The organism is Micromonospora sp. NBC_00330, assembly GCF_036136635.1.
Lineage (GTDB): Bacteria > Actinomycetota > Actinomycetes > Mycobacteriales > Micromonosporaceae > Micromonospora > Micromonospora salmantinae.
Genome location: NZ_CP108012.1, coordinates 5,951,132 through 5,971,713 on the forward strand (window position 1 = coordinate 5,951,132; position 20,582 = coordinate 5,971,713).

Annotated in this window: 16 protein-coding genes; 7 read left to right on the top strand and 9 right to left on the bottom strand. The window is 71.3% G+C overall.

Annotation, left to right across the window (positions count from 1 at the left end):
- The first annotated feature begins 59 nt into the window (after positions 1-59).
- The 5 genes from OG598_RS27090 to OG598_RS27110 all read left to right on the top strand — a co-directional run bounded on the left by OG598_RS27090 (position 60) and on the right by OG598_RS27110 (position 7,134).
- Positions 60-677, top strand: a complete 618-nt coding sequence (locus OG598_RS27090; protein ID WP_091397533.1) for a Jag family protein — start codon at positions 60-62, stop codon at positions 675-677.
- A gap of 4 nt (positions 678-681) precedes the next feature.
- A complete protein-coding gene (rsmG, locus tag OG598_RS27095) occupies positions 682-1,536 on the top strand; it encodes a 16S rRNA (guanine(527)-N(7))-methyltransferase RsmG (protein ID WP_328651635.1) in 855 nt (284 codons plus the stop codon).
- A gap of 610 nt (positions 1,537-2,146) precedes the next feature.
- Positions 2,147-3,118, top strand: coding sequence for a ParA family protein (locus tag OG598_RS27100; protein ID WP_442931535.1), 972 nt, complete (start codon positions 2,147-2,149; stop codon positions 3,116-3,118).
- A gap of 27 nt (positions 3,119-3,145) precedes the next feature.
- Positions 3,146-4,162 carry a ParB/RepB/Spo0J family partition protein gene (locus tag OG598_RS27105; RefSeq protein ID WP_328651637.1) on the top strand — a complete coding sequence of 339 codons (1,017 nt, stop codon included), beginning with the start codon at positions 3,146-3,148 and terminating at the stop codon, positions 4,160-4,162.
- A gap of 1,940 nt (positions 4,163-6,102) precedes the next feature.
- Positions 6,103-7,134: a hypothetical protein gene (locus OG598_RS27110; protein ID WP_328655447.1), complete on the top strand. Its 1,032-nt coding sequence runs from the start codon at positions 6,103-6,105 to the stop codon at positions 7,132-7,134.
- Between the two features lie 79 nt (positions 7,135-7,213).
- Here the strand turns inward: OG598_RS27110 and OG598_RS27115 are convergent, their stop codons facing one another.
- Both OG598_RS27115 and OG598_RS27120 read right to left on the bottom strand, forming a co-directional pair.
- On the bottom strand, positions 7,214-8,215 hold the full coding sequence (locus tag OG598_RS27115) for a D-alanine--D-alanine ligase family protein (RefSeq protein ID WP_328651638.1): 1,002 nt from the start codon (positions 8,213-8,215) through the stop codon (positions 7,214-7,216).
- A 7-nt stretch (positions 8,216-8,222) separates the two neighbouring features.
- The gene (locus tag OG598_RS27120; RefSeq protein WP_091396573.1) at positions 8,223-9,536 is read right to left on the bottom strand and encodes an aminotransferase-like domain-containing protein; all 1,314 of its coding nucleotides are present in this window, start codon (positions 9,534-9,536) and stop codon (positions 8,223-8,225) included.
- Positions 9,537-9,830: 294 nt separating this feature from the next.
- Here OG598_RS27120 and OG598_RS27125 point away from each other — a divergent pair, with 294 nt between their 5' ends.
- Positions 9,831-10,496, top strand: coding sequence for a GNAT family N-acetyltransferase (locus tag OG598_RS27125; RefSeq protein ID WP_091396576.1), 666 nt, complete (start codon positions 9,831-9,833; stop codon positions 10,494-10,496).
- Between the two features lie 14 nt (positions 10,497-10,510).
- On the opposite strand, the gene OG598_RS27130 is transcribed toward OG598_RS27125, so the two are convergent.
- From OG598_RS27130 to murJ, 7 genes are all read right to left on the bottom strand, one after another.
- Positions 10,511-11,674 carry an N-acetylmuramoyl-L-alanine amidase gene (locus tag OG598_RS27130; RefSeq protein ID WP_328651639.1) on the bottom strand — a complete coding sequence of 388 codons (1,164 nt, stop codon included), beginning with the start codon at positions 11,672-11,674 and terminating at the stop codon, positions 10,511-10,513.
- Between the two features lie 171 nt (positions 11,675-11,845).
- On the bottom strand, positions 11,846-12,169 hold the full coding sequence (gene trxA / locus OG598_RS27135) for a thioredoxin (protein WP_030331849.1): 324 nt from the start codon (positions 12,167-12,169) through the stop codon (positions 11,846-11,848).
- 32 nt (positions 12,170-12,201) lie between these two features.
- Positions 12,202-13,152, bottom strand: a complete 951-nt coding sequence (trxB, locus tag OG598_RS27140; RefSeq protein WP_328651640.1) for a thioredoxin-disulfide reductase — start codon at positions 13,150-13,152, stop codon at positions 12,202-12,204.
- A 183-nt stretch (positions 13,153-13,335) separates the two neighbouring features.
- Positions 13,336-14,358 (bottom strand): hypothetical protein, encoded by a 1,023-nt coding sequence (locus tag OG598_RS27145; protein ID WP_328651641.1) that lies wholly within the window; start codon positions 14,356-14,358, stop codon positions 13,336-13,338.
- Positions 14,355-15,071 carry an RNA polymerase sigma factor SigM gene (gene sigM, locus OG598_RS27150; RefSeq protein ID WP_328651642.1) on the bottom strand — a complete coding sequence of 239 codons (717 nt, stop codon included), beginning with the start codon at positions 15,069-15,071 and terminating at the stop codon, positions 14,355-14,357. The genes OG598_RS27145 and sigM overlap by 4 nt, the downstream gene beginning before the upstream one ends.
- Before the next feature lie 43 nt (positions 15,072-15,114).
- Entirely contained in the window at positions 15,115-16,722 is a 1,608-nt protein-coding gene (locus OG598_RS27155) for a protein kinase family protein (protein WP_328651643.1), read from the bottom strand.
- A gap of 446 nt (positions 16,723-17,168) precedes the next feature.
- Positions 17,169-18,920 (bottom strand): murein biosynthesis integral membrane protein MurJ, encoded by a 1,752-nt coding sequence (gene murJ / locus OG598_RS27160; protein ID WP_328651644.1) that lies wholly within the window; start codon positions 18,918-18,920, stop codon positions 17,169-17,171.
- 126 nt (positions 18,921-19,046) lie between these two features.
- Between murJ and OG598_RS27165 the strand changes: the two genes are divergently transcribed.
- Entirely contained in the window at positions 19,047-20,507 is a 1,461-nt protein-coding gene (locus OG598_RS27165; RefSeq protein ID WP_328651645.1) for a CCA tRNA nucleotidyltransferase, read from the top strand.
- The last annotated feature ends 75 nt before the right edge of the window (positions 20,508-20,582 follow it).

The following is a 20,582-nucleotide window of genomic DNA, read 5'->3' on the forward strand; positions in this document are numbered from 1 at the left end:
CGGCCCCGGGAAACCAGTCGGACCCGACGGTCCGGCCGAGCGAGTACGGAGATGAGACCGTGACCGAGACCAGCATCCCCCGCGCCGAGCAGTCCCTGGACGAGGAGGAGACCGCCACGCTCGCGGTGGACGGCGACGACACCGAAGCCGATGACACCGAGGCGGACGACGACACCGACACCGCCGCTGGCACCCGGGTGAAGAAGGCTGTGGGCGAGGGCGACCTGTTCCGGCAGAGCGAGATCGCCGCCGACTACGTCGAGGGCCTGCTCGACATCCTCGACTACGACGGCGACATCGACGAGCTGGTCGCCGCCGGCCGTCCGATGGTCGAGGTGGTCGGCGAGCGGCTGCAGAATCTGGTGGGTCAGCGCGGGGCCACCCTGGAGGCTCTCCAGGAACTGACCCGCCTTGCCGTCTTCCGGCAGACCGGTACGCCGAGCCGTCTGCTGCTCGACGTCGGTGGCTACCGGGCGAACCGCCGTAAGGAACTCGCCGCGGTCGCCAAGAACGCCGTCGAGAAGGTCAAGGAGTACGGCGAGCCGGTCCGCCTGGAGGCGATGTCCGCGTTCGAGCGCAAGTGCGTGCACGACGTCGTCAACGCCATGTCCGGCGTGGCGAGCGAGTCCGAGGGTGTGGAGCCGAACCGGCGCATCGTCGTACGGCCGGCGGACTGACCGGGTGACCCACGACGACATCACGGCCGATGCCGTGTCCGGCCCGGGCGGCACGCCGCCCGGGCCGTCCGCTGTCCCCCCCGCCACCGCCGACACCGACGCCGAATCGACCGGGCGTGACACCGCCCCGTCACCGGCCGACGCGGCGTTGCCGCCCGAGCTGGCCCCGGCCGCGCTGACCCTCTTCGGTGACCGTCTCGACCTGGCCGCCGCGTACGCCGAACTGCTGGCCACCGACGGGGTGGTCCGTGGCCTGATCGGCCCCCGGGAGGCACCCCGGATCTGGGATCGGCACCTGCTCAACTGCGCTGCGGTCGCGGAGCGGATCCCGTCCGGCGCGACTGTGCTCGACGTCGGCTCCGGCGCCGGTCTGCCGGGTCTCGTCCTGGCCATCGCCCGCCCCGACCTCACTGTCACCCTGATCGAGCCGTTGGCCCGGCGGACGTCGTTCCTGATCGAGGTCGTCGAGCGACTCGGTCTGGCCAAGTCGGTGCGGGTGTTCCGTGGCCGGGCCGACGAGGCGGCCAGCGGGTCGAGCGGCCGGGAGCCGATCAGCGGAGACGTGGTGACCGCGCGCGCGGTCGCGCCCCTGGATCGGCTCGCGGGCTGGAGCCTTCCCCTGGCGGTTCGCGGTGGTCGGCTGCTGGCGCTCAAGGGCTCGTCCGCCGCCGCTGAGATCGAGGAGTACGCCGATGTGGTGGCGCGACTCGGCGGCGGGGAGCCGGCCGTGCAGCTCTGCGGCGTCGGGGTGATCGACCCGCCCACCACTGTCGTGGAGATCGTGCGCGAGCGGATGGTGGGCCAGGCCCGCCCGGCGGCCAAGAAGCGCGCCCGCGGTGGACGCTCCCGCCGAGGTTGACACTTCGCGCCATCGGGCTTCCGGCCGGTGGGTTGCCTCGTTGTACCGGTACGGATGGACAAGGGGATGAGAACCCGACGTGGACCGGCCGCGCCCGTCCGCCGTAGGCTGACCGCGCGTCGATAGTGTGGAGCGGGTGACGGACGTCGCGGGTCTCCGACCGCTCCCGCGGGCCGTACGCTCCGGGTTGCGGGCGAGGATGCGGCCAAGTTGACCGGGGCGCGGACCGACCATCCGAAGCGGGCAGGGATGACAGGTGCATGACGACGGCAGGTACGACGATCCACGCGTGACCGGGTCGACCAGCGATCCCGTTTCACGTGAAACCGACTACCCGAGCTGGTCGCCCGGCGCGACCGGGCCATCGACCGGACCTACCGAGGGCGATCCGCCGGCAGCGCTCGACCCGGCGTCGGGCGCCGGGCGGGCGGAGGGCTCGGCAATTCCGGAGCCGGCGACTGGTCGTCGGGCGCCGGAGGCGTCGAGTCGACCGGTCAACGCCGCCGAGGTGCGGTCGACCTCAGGTCGCCGCAACACCGCCGCGGCGGTTCGCTTCGAGCCGGCCGTCCCACACCAACCCACTGCGGCGGCCGTTCGGGACGCCGCGCCGGTGGCCGCCGACGCACCGGTCGCATCGACCGAGTCGTTGGCCGCCGTGGCGGCCGATCCCACGTACGTTTCACGTGAAACCCCGACGCGCGAAGAGGATGACCCACCGTTGGCTATGGAGGCGATGCGCGCCGTGCAGATCCTGAATCCCAGTGGCGAGGTGACCATGCCTCGGCCGGACCGGACCCGGGTCATGTGCGTCGCCAACCAGAAGGGTGGCGTGGGTAAGACCACCACCACCGTCAACCTTGCGGTGGCGCTCGCCCTGCACGGCAACCGGGTGCTCGTGGTCGACCTCGACCCGCAGGGCAACGCCTCGACCGGGCTCAACGTCCCACACCACACCGGAATCCCCGACGTGTACGACTGTCTGATCAACAGCATGCCGCTGGCCGAGGTGGCACAGGCCGTCGAGGGCATCCCCAACCTCTGGTGCGTACCCGCGACCATCGACCTGGCCGGTGCGGAGATCGAGCTGGTGTCGGTGGTGGCCCGGGAGTCGCGCCTGGACCGGGCGATCGCCGCCTACCCGGGCGAGTTCGACTACGTCTTCATCGACTGCCCGCCCTCGCTCGGCCTGCTCACTGTCAACGCTCTGGTTGCCGCGCAGGAGGTGCTGATCCCGATCCAGTGCGAGTACTACGCGCTGGAAGGGCTCAACCAGCTGATCAACAACATCAACCTGGTACGCCAGCACCTCAACCCGAAGCTCGACGTCTCCACCATCCTGCTGACCATGTACGACCGTCGCACCCGGTTGGCCGACGCCGTCGAGCAGGACGTCCGGAACCACTTCGGCGACAAGGTTCTCCAGGCGGTCATCCCCCGCAACGTCCGGGTATCCGAGGCTCCGAGCTACGGCCAGTCGGTGATGACCTACGATCCCGGTTCGCGGGGCGCCACGAGTTACTTCGAGGCGGCCCAGGAGATCGCCGAGCGGGGCGTCAAGGAGCCGGTGGGCCGGAATGCGTAGTGCGGACGAGTCGCTGGGAGGCGTGGCATGAAGAACCGTCCTCGGGGCGGTCTGGGTAGGGGCCTGGGGGCGCTGATCCCGACCGGGCCGGCGCCGGGTGCCGCTGGCACCGCGACGGCCGAGCCGGAGAACGAGCACCTGGACGACGCGGGCACCGTCGCCGTCGCCACGGTTCCGGCCGGAGCGCCTGTCCACGAGCCGGAGCCCGTGCTGAGCCCGGTGCCCGGTGCTCGATTCGCCGAGATCCCGGTCGACGCGATCATGCCCAACCCGAAGCAGCCCCGCCAGGTCTTCGATGAGGAGGCGCTGGAGGAGCTGAAGACCTCGATCCAGGAGGTCGGCTTCCTCCAGCCCATCGTCGTTCGGCAGCTCGACGACGAGAAGTACGAACTGGTGATGGGCGAGCGGCGCTGGCGGGCCGCCCAGGCGGTGGGGCGGGAGAGCATCCCGGCGATCGTCCGGGACACCCGTGACGACGCGATGCTCCGCGACGCCCTGCTCGAGAACATCCACCGGGCGAACCTGAACCCCCTGGAAGAGGCCGCCGCCTACCAGCAACTGCTGGAGGAGTTCGGGGCCACCCACGAGGAGTTGGCCCGCCGGATCGGCCGGAGTCGCCCGCAGATCTCCAACACGATCCGACTGCTGAACCTGCCCGCACAGGTGCAGCGCCGGGTTGCCGCCGGCATCCTGTCGGCGGGGCACGCCCGCGCCCTGCTGAGTCTCGACGAGGCGGAGGCCCAGGAACAGCTGGCCCTGCGGATCGTGGCAGAGGGGCTGTCGGTTCGGGCGACCGAGGAGATCGTGGCCTTGGCACTCAACGACGGACCGGCGAAGGGCCAGGCCGCGAAGCGGCGACCCAAGGCGCACGCGCCGGCCCTGACCGATCTCGCCGATCGGCTGTCGGACCGGTTCGACACCCGCGTGAAGGTGGACATCGGCCGGAGCAAGGGCAAGATCACGATCGAGTTCGCTACGGTCGACGACCTTGAGCGGATCGTCGGGATCATCGGAGTGCAACAGGAGGAGAGCGGGGAGGACTGACCCCGCCCGCTCGCCTACGGCCGCGCCACCCCACCGGGGGCGCGGCCGTTCCGCATCCCGGGGTCGGCGCGGTTTCACGTGAAACGGACGGTGGCCCTGATTCCGAGCTTGGCCGACCCATGGGCCCTCGTCATCCTCGCGGCTCGCCCAGCCAGCCCGGCGTTCCGCTCTGGCTGCAGGAGAAGTCTGGCGGGAGTGGTGGGCGGATGTGGTTGGTCGGTCGTGCTGACTTCGCACGTTCGAAAGCACCATCGGCTCGCGGCTCGCGGCTCGCGGCTCGCGGCCTGGGGCCCGTGGCTCGCGGCCCCTCCGGGCTGCGGGCGTGGCGGTGGACGCGGTGACGGGCGTTGCGGGCGGCGGGCGGGGGGCGCCACGACGGGGGTGGCGACGGGCGCGGCGATGGGGACGAGCCTGGCGTCGTGAGCGGCTAGTGGCGGAGCGGACGCAGCGGCCAGCGGCGGGCGGGGTAACGACTAGCGGCGGCCGCTGAGGTGAGTGCGTGGCGAGTGAAACCTCTACAGGCGTCGCAGAAGGCTCCGGGATGGTCCACTCGACCCACAACCACCCCATGCGCCGATCAAAGCGCCAGCGAGCCGCTCAGTGGCGCGAAACGACGTCTCCGAGGTCATCCGTAGCTGGGCCGCGGCTCTCGACTGCTGTCAGTCTGCCGAAGCAGCCTCGCAGCGACCGTGGTGGGGAGTCCCGTCGCTCCACCGCTGCCGGACCGCCCGGCCGCCAGGCCGCCAGGCCGCCAGGCCGCCAGGCCGCCCGGCCGCCCGGCCGCTGGGCCGCCCGGCCGCTGGGCCGCCCGGCCGCTGGGCCGCCCGGCCGCTGGGCCGCCCGGCCGCTGGGCCGCCCGGCCGCTGGGCCGCCCGGCCGCTGGGCCGCCCGGCCGCTGGGCCGCCCGGCCGCTGGGCCGCCCGGCCGCTGGGCCGCCCGGCCGCTGGGCCGCCCGGCCGCTGGGCCGCCCGGCCGCTGGGCCGCTGGGCCGCATGAACTGGTTGTACGAGCGGTAGGCCAGTGCGAGCCCGGCCCCGGACCACCCGGATCGCCCAGGCCTCGGGCGCGCGGTTTCACGTGAAACCGAGACAGCGGTTCGCAGGCACCGCGGTTTCACGTGAAACCGAGACGCCGGCTAACTAGCACCGATCGAAGCCCTGGGGTGGGACGGTCGAGCGGAGTCGCCTCCCCGTCTCAGATCTCGACGTCGGTGCTGCGGTTGGATCTCCCCGCCCCGGTGTCCAGAGCATCCGGGCGTCCGGGCTTCCGGGCCGAGGTGTGCACGCGAGGGCCCGCGAGCACGAGCCAAGCCCTCACCGCCGACGCCTGGCAAGCGAGCGAGCGGGCGGTCGTCGGCGGCTGGGCACCGCGCCGGCGGCGGCATGCGGTGCCGATTGGAGCGCACCCGTCCAATTCCGTCTCCAGTGGCCATCGAACCCGCCGATTTGGCGGTTCGCGGACAACGACCGACCGGCCAAAAAGTTATCCACACCCGTTGTCCACAGGCACCCCCCGTTTCACGTGAAACAGCGCGTGGGAGCGGGTGTGAGCCTGTGGATGACGGCCTGTGTTCAGGATCTCGGCAGCCTGTGGATATCGCCTCTCGGTGCCCGCGCGACCACGCGCACCCGTTCGGCGGTGGGCACCGATCCGGTGGCCCGGGACCGCTCGAACAGGTAGGGACAGCGGTGCCAGACTCGGTTAGGGTCAGCGTCGTGCACGACAACCCTCCCTCAGTCCCGGACTTCACCCAGTGGCCGTCATTTCCCTTCGAGGGTGACCTCCACGTGAAGCAACTCGATGATCCGGTCCCGGTCGAACCGCCCCGGAAGGGCGAGGGTCTCCGGGAATGCACCGCCTGCAACGCACCCGACGACGCCTACATCTGGGTGGGCGAGCGGTGGCGGGTCCGCGCCATGGACCGGCCCACCGGCCTGCCCATGGTGCTCATCCTGGAATCGCGCACGCACCTCGACCTCGGCGATCTGCCGAACCTACTGGCCGCCGAGTTGGGGGTGATGACCGTACGTCTGGAGCGGGCCATCCGGTCGCTCGACGGCGTGGCACGGGTGCACGTCAATCGCTGGGGCGACGGCTCGGCTCATCTGCACATGTGGTTCCTCGCCCGTCCGTACGGCCGGCTTCAACTGCGGGGCACGTTCCTGTCCCTGTGGGATTCGATCCTGCCGCCGATCTCCGAGGCGCAGTGGCGGGAAAATCTGGCGCTCGTCGCGGCCTGGCTCGCCGAGTTCGGTGGCCGCCCGCTCGCCGAGCCGCCCCGCATCCAGTGGCAGGCACCGTCCAGTCTGCTGGCCCAGTCCGCTGCCGCGGATGCCGCTGCCGCAGCGGAGGCTGCCTCAGCGGCAGCAGCCGGGACGGAGGCCGTCTCGGTCATCGAGGCGGCAGAGGAGATCCCGGAACCGGCGCTCGACTCCGCTCCCGATCCGACCGACGCCGACAGTGGTCCCCGCGCCGACCCGGTCGTGGACTCGGACGCCGGTGCCGGCTCGACGACGACCACCGTCACCGACCGCACGGCTGAACCCGCCCGGTCGGCCACTGTCAGCGGTCCGCCGGCTGAACCCGCTCGGGCGGCATCCGCCACCAATCTGCCCGGCATCCCGGCCTCCGGCACCCAGGACTCCACCGCCGCAGCACCGGGCAGCGCCGCATCCGGCGGCACTGCCACGACGGCCACCGACGGACTCCACGTCGGCCTGGCGGAGGCGCCCACCGACCGACCTCACGTCGTCGGCTCGGCGGAGAAGCCCACCGGCGGGCCCCACGGCGGCCCGGCGAGCGGAAGCGCCGACGGGGCTGGTTCCGCCAACGCGGCCGCGTCCGACCCGGCCACCGGGGGCGCCTCCGGTGAGGCGGTCAGCAAGACCGGCCCCGAGAAGGGCGCCGGCACTCCGCGCGCGGCCACGCGCACCAACGGCAGCGACACACCCGACGTACGCGCGACCCACTGATCTGCAACCGGCCATGAGGTTGACCCGCGAGAGGCCAACCTCATGGGCGGTGCCCCGGTCCGACGGGTTGGCGGGTGGGTCAGTGCTTGGTGAGGCGGGCGGCTGCTCGGGCGACCAGGGTGCCGAGGAGTCGGCCGAAGTCCAGCTCGGCCGCCTGCACGGCGAGCGGAAGCAGTGACGTCTCCGTCATCCCGGGCGAGACGTTGACCTCCAGCACGTGCGGCTGGCCGTCCGCGTCCACGATCACGTCGACGCGGGAGAGATCCCGTAGACCGAGTGCGGTGTGCGCGGCGAGGGCCACATCAGCGACCGTGGCAGCCACCTCCGGGTCCAGCCGGGCAGGAGCGTGCCAGGTGGTCCGCCCTGCGGTGTAGCGGGCGGCGTAGTCGTACACGCCGTTGCGCGGCACGATCTCCACCGGCGGCAGCGCCCGCGGGCCGTCGCCGAGGTCGACGACGGAGACCGCCACATCCATCCCCGGCACGTACCGCTCCACGAGCGCGGTGGAGTAGTACGCGAAGCAGCCGACCATCGCTGCGGGCAGCGCGGCGGCGTCCCGGACCACGGCCCCGCCCAGCCCGGACCCGCCCTGCGCCGGCTTCACCATCAGGGGTACGCCCAGACGGTCGACGATCCGATCCAGGACGGCGACCGCGCCGAGTTCGGAGAAACGATCGTGCGGGAGCGCCACCCAGTCGGGGGTGGGGATGCCGGCCTCGCGGAGCACCGCCTTGGCCGAGGGCTTGTCCCAGGCGACCCGGGAGGCCCGAGCGTCGCAGCCGACGTACGGCACGTCGCACAGGTCCAGCACCCCGCGCAGTGAGCCGTCCTCGCCGGTCGCGCCGTGCAGTGCGATCACCACCGCGTCCGGCGGGTCGGCCGCGAGCGCCGGCAGCAGCGCCACGTCCGCGTCTCGCAGCTCTGCCTCCACCCCGACGGCGCGCAGCGCGTCGAGCACGCGACGACCGGAGCGCAGCGAGACGTCCCGTTCGTAGGAGAGCCCACCCGCGAGCACCACGACGCGCAGGTCGGCCGAGAGGGCGGAATCGGTCACGAGGAGACGCTCGGCGGTCGTAGCCATGCCGGCATCATGCCAAGTCGGGCCCGGGCACGTCGGAGCCGGCCCGGCCGCGTCGACCGGCGGCACCACCCACGGCACCGAAGACCCGGCGCATCGCGATTTCCTGCTCCATCACACCGGCCAGCCGTCGGACGCCCTCGCGGATCCGCTCCGGTGGCGGAAAGCTGAAGTTGAGCCGCATGGCGTCGGTGCCGGTGCCGTCGGCGTAGAAGCCGGTGCCGGGAACGTAGGCGACCCGGGCGGCGACCGCTCGCGGCATCATGGCCTTCGAGTCGAGCCCGTCGGGCAGGCTGGCCCACACGAAGAGACCACCGGCCGGGGTGGTCCAGCTGGTGCCCTCGGGCATCAGGTCGGCCATCGCGTCGAGCAGGGCGTCGCGGCGTTCCCGGTAGACCTCGCGGTAGACCTTGAGCTGCTGCCGCCAGGGCATCGTGCTCAGGTAGGTGGCCACCGCGGCCTGGGCGAAACCGCTGGGGCAGAGGATCTGCGCCTCGCTGGCGATGACCAGCTTGTCGCGGACCGCGTGCGGCGCCAGGATCCAGCCGACCCGCAGCCCGGGGGCGAAAGTCTTGGAGAAGGTGCTGAGGTAGAAGACGCCGTCGCGGCGGCGGGCCCGCAGGGGGGCCGGGGCCTCGCCCTCGAACCCCAGTTGGCCGTACGGGTCGTCCTCGACGACGAGCAGGCCGGCGCGCTCGCAGATGTCGAGCACCCGTTCCCGGCGCTCCTCGCTGAGCGTCACGCCGGTCGGGTTCTGGTAGGTGGGGATCGTGTAGAGGAACTTGACCCGCTGGCCCGCGCGGGCCAGGTCGGCGATGGCCGTCTCCAGTGCCTCCGGGATCAGCCCGTCCGCATCCATCGGTACGTGGACGACCTGCGCCTGGGCGGCCTGAAATACGCCGAGCGCACCGACGTACGTCGGCCCCTCGGCAAGGACCACGTCGCCCGGGTCGAGGAAGAGCCGGGCCACCAGGTCCAGTGCCTGCTGCCCGCCCACGGTGACCACGACGTCCTCCGGGGAGGCACCGCACGCGGCGTCGATCCCGGAGAGCGACATCACCTCGCAGATCCGCTCGCGCAGCTCGAGGGTGCCTTGACCAATGCCGTACTGGAGGGTGGTCACGCCGTGCTCGGAGCCGAGCCGACCGAGCATCTCGCCGACCGCGTCCAGTGGAAGGGCGGCGATGTACGGTGCGCCACCGGCGAGCGAGACGACCTCCGGACGACTGGCCACCGCGAACAGTGCTCGGATCTCGGAGGCGGTCATCCCGCGTACCCGCCGGGCGTACCGGTCGGTGTAGTCGTCGAGTGTCGTGCCGGTCATGACCTCACCTCGATCGCTGCTCGAGTGGCTCCCGCCCCGGGTACCCCGCACACCGCTGACCATGGCGGCGGACACACCGATTGTCGATCCTAGTCCGCCGGTCTCGTGCCGCCGCCGTGCCGCAGCAGATCGACCACATGGCGGACCGTCCTCGGCGTCCCCGTTGCGGTGGGCATTCGCGCGTCCCCTCCCGTATCGCCGATCGGCGGCGTACGATCGCTCGTCGGGGGCAGGAAGGCGGCGCTGTCGTTCCATGCCGGTCTCACCACCGAGCCTATTGTGGGGATGCTCCATATGTCGCGACGTCTGGTCAGCCTGACCCTCGACACGTTGGAAGACCTCCCGCGCCCGTGCCGGCAGTGCGTCTACTGGGAGCTCGATCCGGTCTCCGCCGACCGGGCCTGCGCCGCCGGCGATCCGGGCCTGGAGAAAGAGGCGTGGGTCTCCCAGACGCTGCTGGAGTGGGGCTCCTGCGGCAAACTCGCGTACGTCGACGGCATGCCGGCCGGCTTCGTGATGTACGCCCCGCCCGCCTACGTGCCCCGGTCGATGGCGTTCCCGACCTCACCGGTCTCCGCGGACGCGGCACTGTTGATGACCGCCAACGTGGTCGCCGCGTTCTCCGGCGGCGGGTTGGGCCGGATGCTGGTGCAGGGTGTCGCCCGGGATCTGACCAAGCGTGGGATCAAGGCGATCGAGGCGTTCGGCGACGCCAAGTTCGGCGACGCGGACGACCCCGCCGGCGGTTGCGTGGCCCCTGTCGACTTCTTCCTCTCCGTGGGCTTCAAGACCGTACGTCCGCATCCGCGCTTCCCTCGGTTGCGCCTTGAGTTGCGTACGGCGCTGAGCTGGAAGTCCGACGTCGAGTACGCGCTGGAGAAGCTGCTCGGGTCGATGAGCCCGGAGACCCTGCTCCGGCCGGTCCGTCCGGCCCCGGCCACCCGCTCCACCAACGGCTGACGCCCGGCGGCGAATCAGTCCACCACAGTGCCGGCGGCCACCACGGCACGCAGCTCGCTGACGTCGAGCGATCCGGTCGGGACGTCTCGTTCGATCGGGTAGTACATCCGCTGCACCGCGGCCACGATCGCCTCCACCACCCGGTCCCGGAACCGGGGGTCGACGAGGTGGGCGCGGTCCGTCGGCGAGGTGAGGTAGCCGACCTCGACCCGGACGGCGGGCATCCGCGTCAGTCGCAGCAATTCCCACGTCTTGGCGTGGGTACGGCAGTCCCGCAGCCCGGTGCGGGCGACGATCTCCCGCTGCACCAGCCCGGCCAGGCGTTCGCCGGTCGCCGAGGTCACCCCGTTGTCGGTGCCGTAGTGGTAGGTCGCGACGCCCTCCGCGTCCGGGTTGGCGTGGCCGTCGAGGTGCAGCGAGATGAAGACGTCGGCGCCGAGCGAGTTGGCGAGCAGGGCCCGGTCGGCGTCCGGTAGGCAACTGTCGGGCGACGGGCCCCGGGTGAGCTGCACCCGCACCCCGGTGGCGGCGAGTCGCCCTTCCAGTCGGCTCGCCAGGTCGTGCACCAGGTCCGCTTCGGTCCAGCGCAGCGAGCCGTCGGGCACCACCATCCCGGGGTCGGTGCCGCCGTGCCCCGGGTCGATGACGACGGTCTTGCCGACCAGCGCCGGCCCGGACTGCCGGATCGCGTCGGATTCGCGGAGCCACTGCGGGCGGCCACCGACCACCTTGCGGCCGATCCGGCGGAGCGCGTTCATCGTGTGTGGGCCGCAGGAGCCGTCCGGGGTGAGCCCGACCTCACGCTGGAACTGGGCTACCGCCCGCGACGTCCGGACACCGTAGATCGCGTCCGCGCGGCCCACGTCGTACCCCATCTCCAGCAGTCGCTCCTGGAGCGACCGGACATCCTCGCCGGTGAGGGGCTCGGGGACCGCGTGGTAGAGGGTGCGGGCGCCGAGCCGCCAACGGGCGGCATCCAGGGCGCGCCAGGTCTCCGCGCCGACTCGGCCGTCCACACTGAGCCCCCGCGACTGCTGGAACGCGCGCACCGCCCGCTCGGTGTCGAGGTCGAACTCGTCGGTTTGCGGGCCGGCGGCGGCGAGCAGTTCGAGGCCGGTCAGGATGGTACGGATCTCCGTGACCGCGGGTCCCCGGTCACCGGGTCGGATCGGACGCACGCACGACCCCCTCTGCACGACGCTGGCTGGCCGGGCGGCCCAGGCTTGAGGCTATGCGTTTCGGGGCGGCGAGGTGGCTGGGGCCGAGAAATCCGTCGGCGGTACGGCCGAGAAGACACCGAACCCCGCACCCGGCGAGCGGGTACGGGGTTCGGTTGATGTTTCTGCTGGTCAGAGGGCCGATTCGATGAGCCGGACCAGCTCGCCCTTCGGCTTGGCACCGGCGATCGACTGCACCGGCTGGCCGTTCTTGAAGACGGTGAGCGTCGGCACCGACATCACCCGGTAGGCCCGAGCGGTCTCCGGGTTCTCGTCGATGTTGAGCTTGACGATGGTGACCTGGTCACCCATCTCCCGGGCGATCTCCTCGAGCAGCGGCGACACCTTGCGGCACGGCCCGCACCACTCCGCCCAGAAGTCCACCAGCACCGGCTTGTCGGCCTGCAGCACGTCAGCGACGAAGCTCTTGTCGGTGACCGCCTTGGTTGTTCCCACTATGCCCCTCCTCAGGGATGTGTTTCCTTGCTTCAGCTGAGCGTCGCGATGAACCGCTCGGCGTCGAGCGCGGCGGCACAGCCGGTGCCGGCCGCGGTGATCGCCTGACGGTAGGTGTGGTCGACCAGGTCACCGGCGGCGAAGACGCCGGGGATGTTGGTGCGGGTGCTCGGGGCGTGGACCTTCACGTAGCCCTCGTCGTCCATCTCGACCTGACCACGGAAGAGCTCGCTGCGGGGGTCGTGACCGATGGCCACGAAGACGCCTGTCACGTCCATCACCTTGGTGTCACCGGTGTGCACGTTGCGGACCCGTACGCCGGTGACCTTGCCGTCGTCGCCCAGGATCTCCTCGACGGCGCTGTTCCACTCGACCTTGATCTTCTCGTTGCTCAATGCCCGCTCAGCCATGATCTTGCTGGCCCGGAACGAGTCGCGGCGGTGGATGATGGTGACCGATTCGGCGAAACGGGTGAGGAAGCTGGCCTCCTCCATCGCCGAGTCGCCGCCGCCGACGACCACGATGTGCTGATTGCGGAAGAAGAAGCCGTCGCAGGTGGCGCAGGAGGAGACGCCGTGGCCGAGGAACTCCTGCTCGCCGGGCACGCCCAGCGGCCGCCAGGCCGAACCGGTGGAGAGAATGATGGATCGCGCCCGGTAGGCGGTCTCGCCGACCCAGACGGTGCTCACCGCGCCGGATCCGGCGTCGCCGGTGTCCACCAGCTCGACCCGGGTCACGTCGTCGGTGAGGAACTCGGCACCGAACCGCTCGGCCTGCTTGCGCATGTTGTCCATCAGCTCCGGGCCGAGGATGCCGTCGGCGAAGCCGGGGAAGTTCTCCACCTCGGTCGTGGTCATCAGCGCGCCACCGGACTGCACGCCCTCAATGATCAGCGGCTTCAGGTTGGCACGTGCGGCGTAGACCGCCGCTGTGTAGCCGGCCGGCCCGGAGCCGATGATGATCAGGTTGCGGACCTCGTCCACTGCCGTCTCCCGAGTTGTGTGTGTTCGGCGTCGGCGCGAGCACCGATGCTGATCCGAGTCGCCGACGCCTGGGTGGGGCCGGCAGCTGACTTCCAGAACGTCATCGTACGAACCGGGGATTCCCGAGCCGGGCATCCGGTGGGTCAGGTCACGTGGGGGGTCATCGTGCCATTGACCGTGGATTCACCCTACCCGCGCCGAATACCGGCTGTCCGAGCCGGACCCGGGCACTCCGCACTCCGGGCCACTCACCCAGGCCCACCGGGCGCCGGTCGCGTCGGTGAAGTGGATGACCAGCGCCTGATCGCCCTGGAACCGCGCGTAGTCGATCACCTCGACCACCAGTGGGGCCGATCCGTGTTCCGTCGCGACGCTGGCCAGACAGCTTGTCAGCGCGGCCTCGTCGGTCAGCCGGGCCAGCTGGTCCGACCCGTCGGGAGAGGGACGGCGACCGCCCTCGGCATCCACCTTCGGCTGGTCGCTCGGAGTGTTGCCGGTCGCCCGGCTGGCGGTCGGTGTGCGTGGCGCGTCCGTGCCGTTGGCGTTGCCGAGGGTCTGCGGGGTGTAGTTCGTACCACTGCGCAGTGCCGGCCCGGTGGTGCGGGCCGTCCCGGCCCCCGCGACGCCCTCCGGCGCGCTGGCCGGGTGGTTCATGGCGTTGGTGCCACCGGAGTCGTCCGACGCCCGCATCGAGAGCTGGTTGAGGCCCAGCGCGACGGCGATGACGGCGATCGCGGCGGCGGCCACGGGTGCGCCACGGCGGGCCCAGCCGCGCTGGCGGCGGCCCGGGCCGGTGGACGCCCAGCGCTTCGACCCGCCGGGCGTGGGGAGGGGAGGCCGGCGACCGGCCCCGCCCTGCGCCGGTACGACCAACGGCGTCGCCGCGTCGCCGTCCCGATCGACGCTGGGCGCGCCGGCGGGTGCCTCCTCGGTCGAGGTGTCGGTCGTCGGCTCCGCGGAGGCCAACGCGGCCAGGAGGCGGTCGGTGATCGCCGACGGCATCTCCGGGGACGGCTCGGCCCAGCGGGTCAGGTCCGTCCGGACCTCGGTCACGGCGGGGCCCAGCAGCGCGTACGCCTCGGCCCAGGACGGGTCCGCGGAGACCAGTTGGGCGACCTCGTCCTGCTGCGGGGTGCCGTCCAACGCCCCGCCGAGGTAGTCAGCGAGGAGGTCGATGTCGACCTCCCGGAACCCCTCGGTCGTCACGTGTCCTCCTGGTTGGCGTCCCGCCGGTATCGACCTGACCCCGATCCGACGCCCTCCACCGCGCCAGGGTTCCCCGGCGTGACGCCGGGCACGCCCCTGATCGGGGCGGTGGGGTCCGGTCGGGCCGACGGCGTCGTGACGGCGGCGGGGCGGAGATGCCCGAGCAGCACTGCCAGCCGCGCCCGGCCCCGGGCACATCGGCTCTTCACAGTGCCCTCGGCGACACCGAGGATGCGGGCGACCTCGGCGACCGGATAGCCCTGCACGTCGACCAGCACGAGCGCGGCGCGTTGCTCAAGGGGCAGCGCGGCGAGCGCCTCGCGGACCACCAGCACCGTGTCGTGGTCCGCTACCGGCGCCGCCGGCTCGAGCCCACCGGTGCCCGATCCGTCGTCGGTCCGGTTACCGTCCGGCAGTGGCACTGTGGGGTGCGCCTGCCGGCGTCGGATCCGGTCCAGGCAGGCGTTGACCACGATCCGGTGCAGCCAGGTGGTGACGGCGGAGTCGCCACGGAAGCGGGCCGCCGCCCGATGCGCCGACAGCAGGGCGTCCTGGAGTGCGTCGGCTGCGTCCTCGCGGTCGCCGAGCGTCCGCAGGGCCACCGCCCACAACCGGTCCCGGTGCCGGTGGAACAGTTCGGTGAAGGCGTCCCGGTCTCCGGCGACGTGCGCGCGCAGCAGCTCCAGGTCTCTTGCTGCGGCGCGCTCGTCCATCACCGCGTCCAGTGCGTGCGATGCCCGGATCGTGGTGCCCGGCTCACGAACCCTGGACCGTAATCTCCTGCACCCCCAGCTTGAACCCACCCTCGGCCGGAGCCAACTCGGTGATCCAGAACAGCAGGTACTGGTATTTCCGGTCGGCGTCGAAGCCGTTGAACGTCATTGTGGTGCCGTCGTGGTCCTCGAACGGCTGGCCGATGGCGGTCTTGTAGCTCGCGACCAACTGCTTGTCACCGCTGGAGCTGGACTCCGGGTTGGTAGTGCCGGCGAACAACTGGGCGGACGCGTTGGTGGCCGACAGCACTGCCTGCACCGACTTGACGGTGTGCGGCTGGCCGAGGTCGATCCAGACGCCCATGCCCTTCTTCAGGTTGCCGAAGTTGGGCCGGTCCCGGTAGGTCTCGGTCTCCCAGCCCTTGTCCTCGTCACCGTCGATGACCTTCTCGGCGCCGTCGACCTCACTGCGGTCCTTGCTGTCCGGGTCGATGATCCGGACGTTCTTCACTGTCAGCTTGCGGGCCGTCGCGGCGGCCGGGGTGGCGTCGCCGGCCGGGGCACTGGAGGTCGGCGCGGCGACCGGGTTGGACTGCGGGTCCTTGTCGTCGCCGCCCAACGCGATGATCCCGATCAGCAGACCGACCAGGGCGACGGCCAACAGACCAGCGATGCCGACGGCGACCTTGCGACCCCCGGCCGCGGCCAGCGGCGACGGCTCTTCCCCGGTTTCGGCGGCGAACCGCAGCGGCCCGCTGTTGTCGAGGTAGTGCTCGTCCTCGGCCGGCACGTCCAGTCGCGCCAACTCGGCGGCGAGCACGTCGGAGGACGGCGGCGCGATCTCGGCGTCGAGCAGGTCCATGGTCAGGTCGTCCAGGTACGCCGGAACGCCCGCCCGAACCTGGCGCGGTGCCGCGATGGCACCCCCGGCGTCCCGAACAGCGTCCGGGATGGCGGCGCGGCCGTGGCCGGCGGTGGCGCCGTGCAGTGGTGCCTCGGCGTGCGGCCAGGAGCCGGTCAGCGCAAAGTAGAGGACACCGCCGACCGCCCGGATGTCGTTCTCCTGGCTGTCGGCGCCGTCGGTGCGGGCGTCGGCCAGGACCACCCGGCCCTCATCGCTGATCATGACGGTGCCGGGGTGGACGTTGCCGTGCACCATGCCGGTGGCGTGCACCGCGGCGAGCGCGCTCGCGACGGCGTTGCCGATAGCGGTGGCCCGAGCCGGGTCCAGGGGGCCGTCGGTCGCCAGGTCCCGCAGGGACTGCCCGTCGACCCACTCGCGCACCACGTACGCCCGGTCGGCCTCGTCGATCGCGTCGTAGACGCCGACCAGGTTGGGGTGGATGACCCGGCTGGCCGCGACGGCGGCCTGAAGCATCTCGGTGGCGGAGTCGCCACCCGGGTAACGCAGCACCACGGCAACGGGACGGCGCAGGATGACATCGACCCCGCGCCAGACCAGCCGACCCGCGCTGTCGTTGTTGATGTGCTCAACCAGTTCGTACCGCTCGGCGAGGACTTCACCGGCCGTGGGAGCACCGAAGGTCATGACCGGAGGAGCGCTTTCGTCCGCCTCCTGACCCTCGCCGACCTGGGTCACCCGTCCTCCCTCGGTGATCGTGTCGATCGATGAACCCGAACTGCTGGGCATGTGGCTTCCCGCTCTGCCGTTGAAGGAACCGGCCGACCGGTGTCGACGCCCAGCGTCGGCCCCTGCCGTACCCGTCGAGAGCGACCTTACCCGGGTTGCCCGTCTCTCCGACATGTCATCTTCCCGCCGTACCTGGCGGGGTTTCCGGCAGTCGAAGAGGTCGTCCGGTTACGACCGTTGTCAGCCACGTTGCTGGCACATGTACTAGCTAATCTACGGCTTCACCGCAAGTGACCGACGCCGGGGCTGGGCTGGCGTGGCGCTCGCGCTGCCTCGTACGTTCCCACCGATCGGGTCGCCACCCTCAGCCGTACGGTTGGTTATCCACAGGCCGAAGCGGCGGTTGACCGGCGAATCGCGGAGTTATCCACAGGCGCATCCCCAGCCTGGTGATCCGTAGTCACATTCCGTATGAGTGTCAACTTGTTGTAATCGGATGCGGACGTTCAGCGACCGAGACGCCGGCGAACCATCCCGACCACCTCGGTGATCTCCCCGATCCGCAGCAGCATGGCCAGACCCAGGTAGGTCCCGCCGATCACCACGCCGCCGATCACGAGCTGCACGACTGCCTGCATCCAACTTGGCCTGTCGCCGCCAGGCAGAAGACTCACGACGAGGAGGCCGACCAGGGCGGCCCCCAACGCGGCGACCGCCACTCGGCCGAGCGTGCGCAGGATGGCGCCCATCCCGATCCGGCCTATCCGGGGCCGCAGCAGCCACGCGGAGGCGAAGGCGGCAGCCAGGTAGGACACGGCGTTGCCGATCATCATCCCGGCCGCAGCGAAGTGGGCGGCGAAGGCGACGTAGAGCACCACCTGCACACCGATCCGCAGGGCGACCACCGGGATGTTGATCAGGGCCGGTGTGCGGGTGTCCGGCAGGGCGTAGAAGGCGAAGGTGAAGAGCTGGCTGATCGCGAACGGCACCAGTGCCAGCGCCGCCAGGAGCAGCACCAGCGAGGTGTCCGCCGCGTTCTCGTCGGTGAACGCGCCGTAGCGGAACAGCGTCACGGCCAGCGGAGTCGCCAGTACCGCGTAGCAGACCGCGATCGGGGCGAGCACCGCCGAGACGGTGCGCGTGCCCCGGGAAAGGTCGGCGGCGACGTCGGAGTAACGGCCGTCGGCGGCGGCTGCGCTCATCCGGGGCATCAGTGCAGTGATGATCGATACGGCGATGATGCCGTGCGCCATCATCAGCAGCAGGAACACGTTGTTGTAGATCAGCGGGCCGGCAGCGTTCTCCTTGCCTGCCCGGTTCAGCAGATTGAACAGCACGATCAGGCCGACCTGGCTCACCGCGACGTAGCAGAACATCCAGCCGCCGAGACGCCCGAGCTCCCGTAGCCCGAGGGTGCGGAAGTCGAACCGGAACTTCCACCGGAAGCCGACCTTGCGCAACGCCGGTAGGAGGCCGGCGGCCTGGATCGCGACGCCGAGCAGGGTGCCGCCACCGATCAGCAGAATCCGGCCAGTGGTCATGTCCTCCGGCTTGACGATCTTCGCGCCGAAGATCGCGATGTACAGGCCCGCGGTGGCGATCACCACGATGTTGTTGAGGATCGGCGCCCACATCGGCGCGGCGAAGTGCCCCCGGGTGTTGAGCACCGCGCTGATCAGCGCGCTGAGACCGGTGAAGAAGATCATCGGCAACATCAGGTACGACAACGCCTTGACCAGGCCCCGGAAGTCTTCGCCGGTGTTTTCGCCGGCGTAGAGCTTGGTCAGCAGGCCGGCTGACAGCACGGCCAGCAGGGCCGCCCCCGCCAGGGTCAGCACCGCGAGGGTCAACAGCCGCTGGGCGTACGCCTGTCCGCCGTCGGTGTCGACCCTGCGCCGACGAACCAGCACCGGGATCAACACGCTGGTGAGGATGCCGCCGAGCAGGAACTCATAGACCATTCCGGGCAGGATCTGCGCGGTGGTGTACGCGTCACCCACCAGCGCCCCACCCAACGCGGCGGTCAACGCCAACGTGCGCAGGAAGCCGGTACCCCGGCTGACCAGGCTGCCGATCGCCATCACCGCGCTGTTGGTCGCCGCGCTCGCCTCGCCCACCTGCTCCTGCGGCGGCGCGGTCGACTCCATGGCCGGCTGGTTCAGCGGCTCGGCGGAGATGAAGGTGGCGCCGTCCCCGGGACGGGCGCCTGGGCCGCCATCGTTCGCGGCGTTGGCGCTGCGGTAGAGCCCGCCGCTCATCTCCAGCCTCCCAGGGGTACGTCGAGTCGGACACCGACCCGCACGCCACAGACCATAGTCAACCCCCACCCGTTACCCGCGCCCGGCGGATCGGATCACACCCCGGCCCGATAAGCTGGTGATCCCATGTCCGAAGCCTCCGCTCCTCACGCCGCCGACCGCCGCGAACTCACCGCCGCGCAGCGCAACGCCGTCGCCGAACTGCTCCGGGTGTCCCCGGTCGCCGACGAGTTGGGCCGCCGCTTCGTCCGCGCCGGTCACGAGTTGCACCTGGTGGGCGGTTCGGTGCGGGATGCCCTGCTCGGTCGACTCGGGGATGACCTCGACTTCTGCACCGACGCGCACCCCGACGAGACCCTGCGGATCATCAAGGGCTGGGCCGAGTCGATCTGGGAGACCGGTCGCGAGTTCGGCACCATCGGCGCTCAGCGCGACGGCCTCCGACTGGAGATCACCACCTTCCGCGCGGAGTCGTACGACCAGGTCAGTCGTAACCCGGTGGTGGTGTACGGCACCAGCCTCGACGAGGACCTGAAGCGGCGCGACTTCACGATCAACGCGATGGCGGTCGGCCTGCCGGACCACCGGTTCACCGACCCGCACGGTGGGCTGGACGATCTCTCGGCCAAGGTGATCCGTACCCCGAGCACGCCGGGTGAGTCGTTCGGCGACGACCCGCTGCGGATGCTGCGGGCCGCCCGGTTCGCCGCCCAGCTGCGCTTTGCCGTCCACCCCGACGTGCACCTGGCGATGACCGAGATGGCCGCCGACCTGGACCGGATCACCGCCGAGCGGATCCGCGACGAGTTCACCAAGCTGCTCTGCGGCGCCGATCCGATCACCGGACTGCGGCTGCTGGTCGACACCGGGCTGGCCGAGCGGTTCCTGCCGGAGCTGACCGGGCTGAAGCTGGAGATCGACGAGCACGCCCAGCACAAGGACGTCTACGAGCACACGTTGACGGTCGTCGAGAACGCGGTCTCCTACGAGGAGGAGGGCTGCGACTTCATCCTGCGGATGGCCGCCCTCCTGCACGACGTGGGCAAGCCGGCGACGAAGGCGGTCGGGTCCGACGGCCGGGTCAGCTTCCACCACCACGAGGTGGTCGGCGCCCGGCTGACCAAGGCCCGGATGAAGGCGATGCGCTACCCGAAGGACGTCACCGCGCAGGTGACCGCGCTGGTCGCGCTGCACCTGCGCTTCTACGGGTACGGGCGGGGCGAGTGGACCGACTCGGCGGTGCGCCGCTACGTCGCCGACGCCGGTGACCTGCTGCCCCGCCTGCACAAGCTGACCCGCTCCGACTGCACGACCCGCAACCGGCGTAAGGCCGCCCAGCTCGCGGCCGACTACGACGCGCTGGAGGATCGGATCGCCCGGATCGCGGCCGAGGAGGACCTGGCGCGGGTTCGACCCGACCTGGACGGCAACGCGATCATGGAGCTGCTCGGGGTGCCGCCGGGGCCGGTGGTCGGGCGGGCCTGGAAGCACCTCAAGGAGCAACGCCTCGAGCACGGCCCGCTGGACCGCGACGCCGCCGAGGCGGAGCTGCTGCGCTGGGCCCGCGCCGAGGGCATCCTCGGCTGACGCGCTCAACGTCAAGGCTGGTCGTGTAGCGCGACCCGCCGTCGGGTGGCGGCAGCCGCCACTGCTGACGTGGCA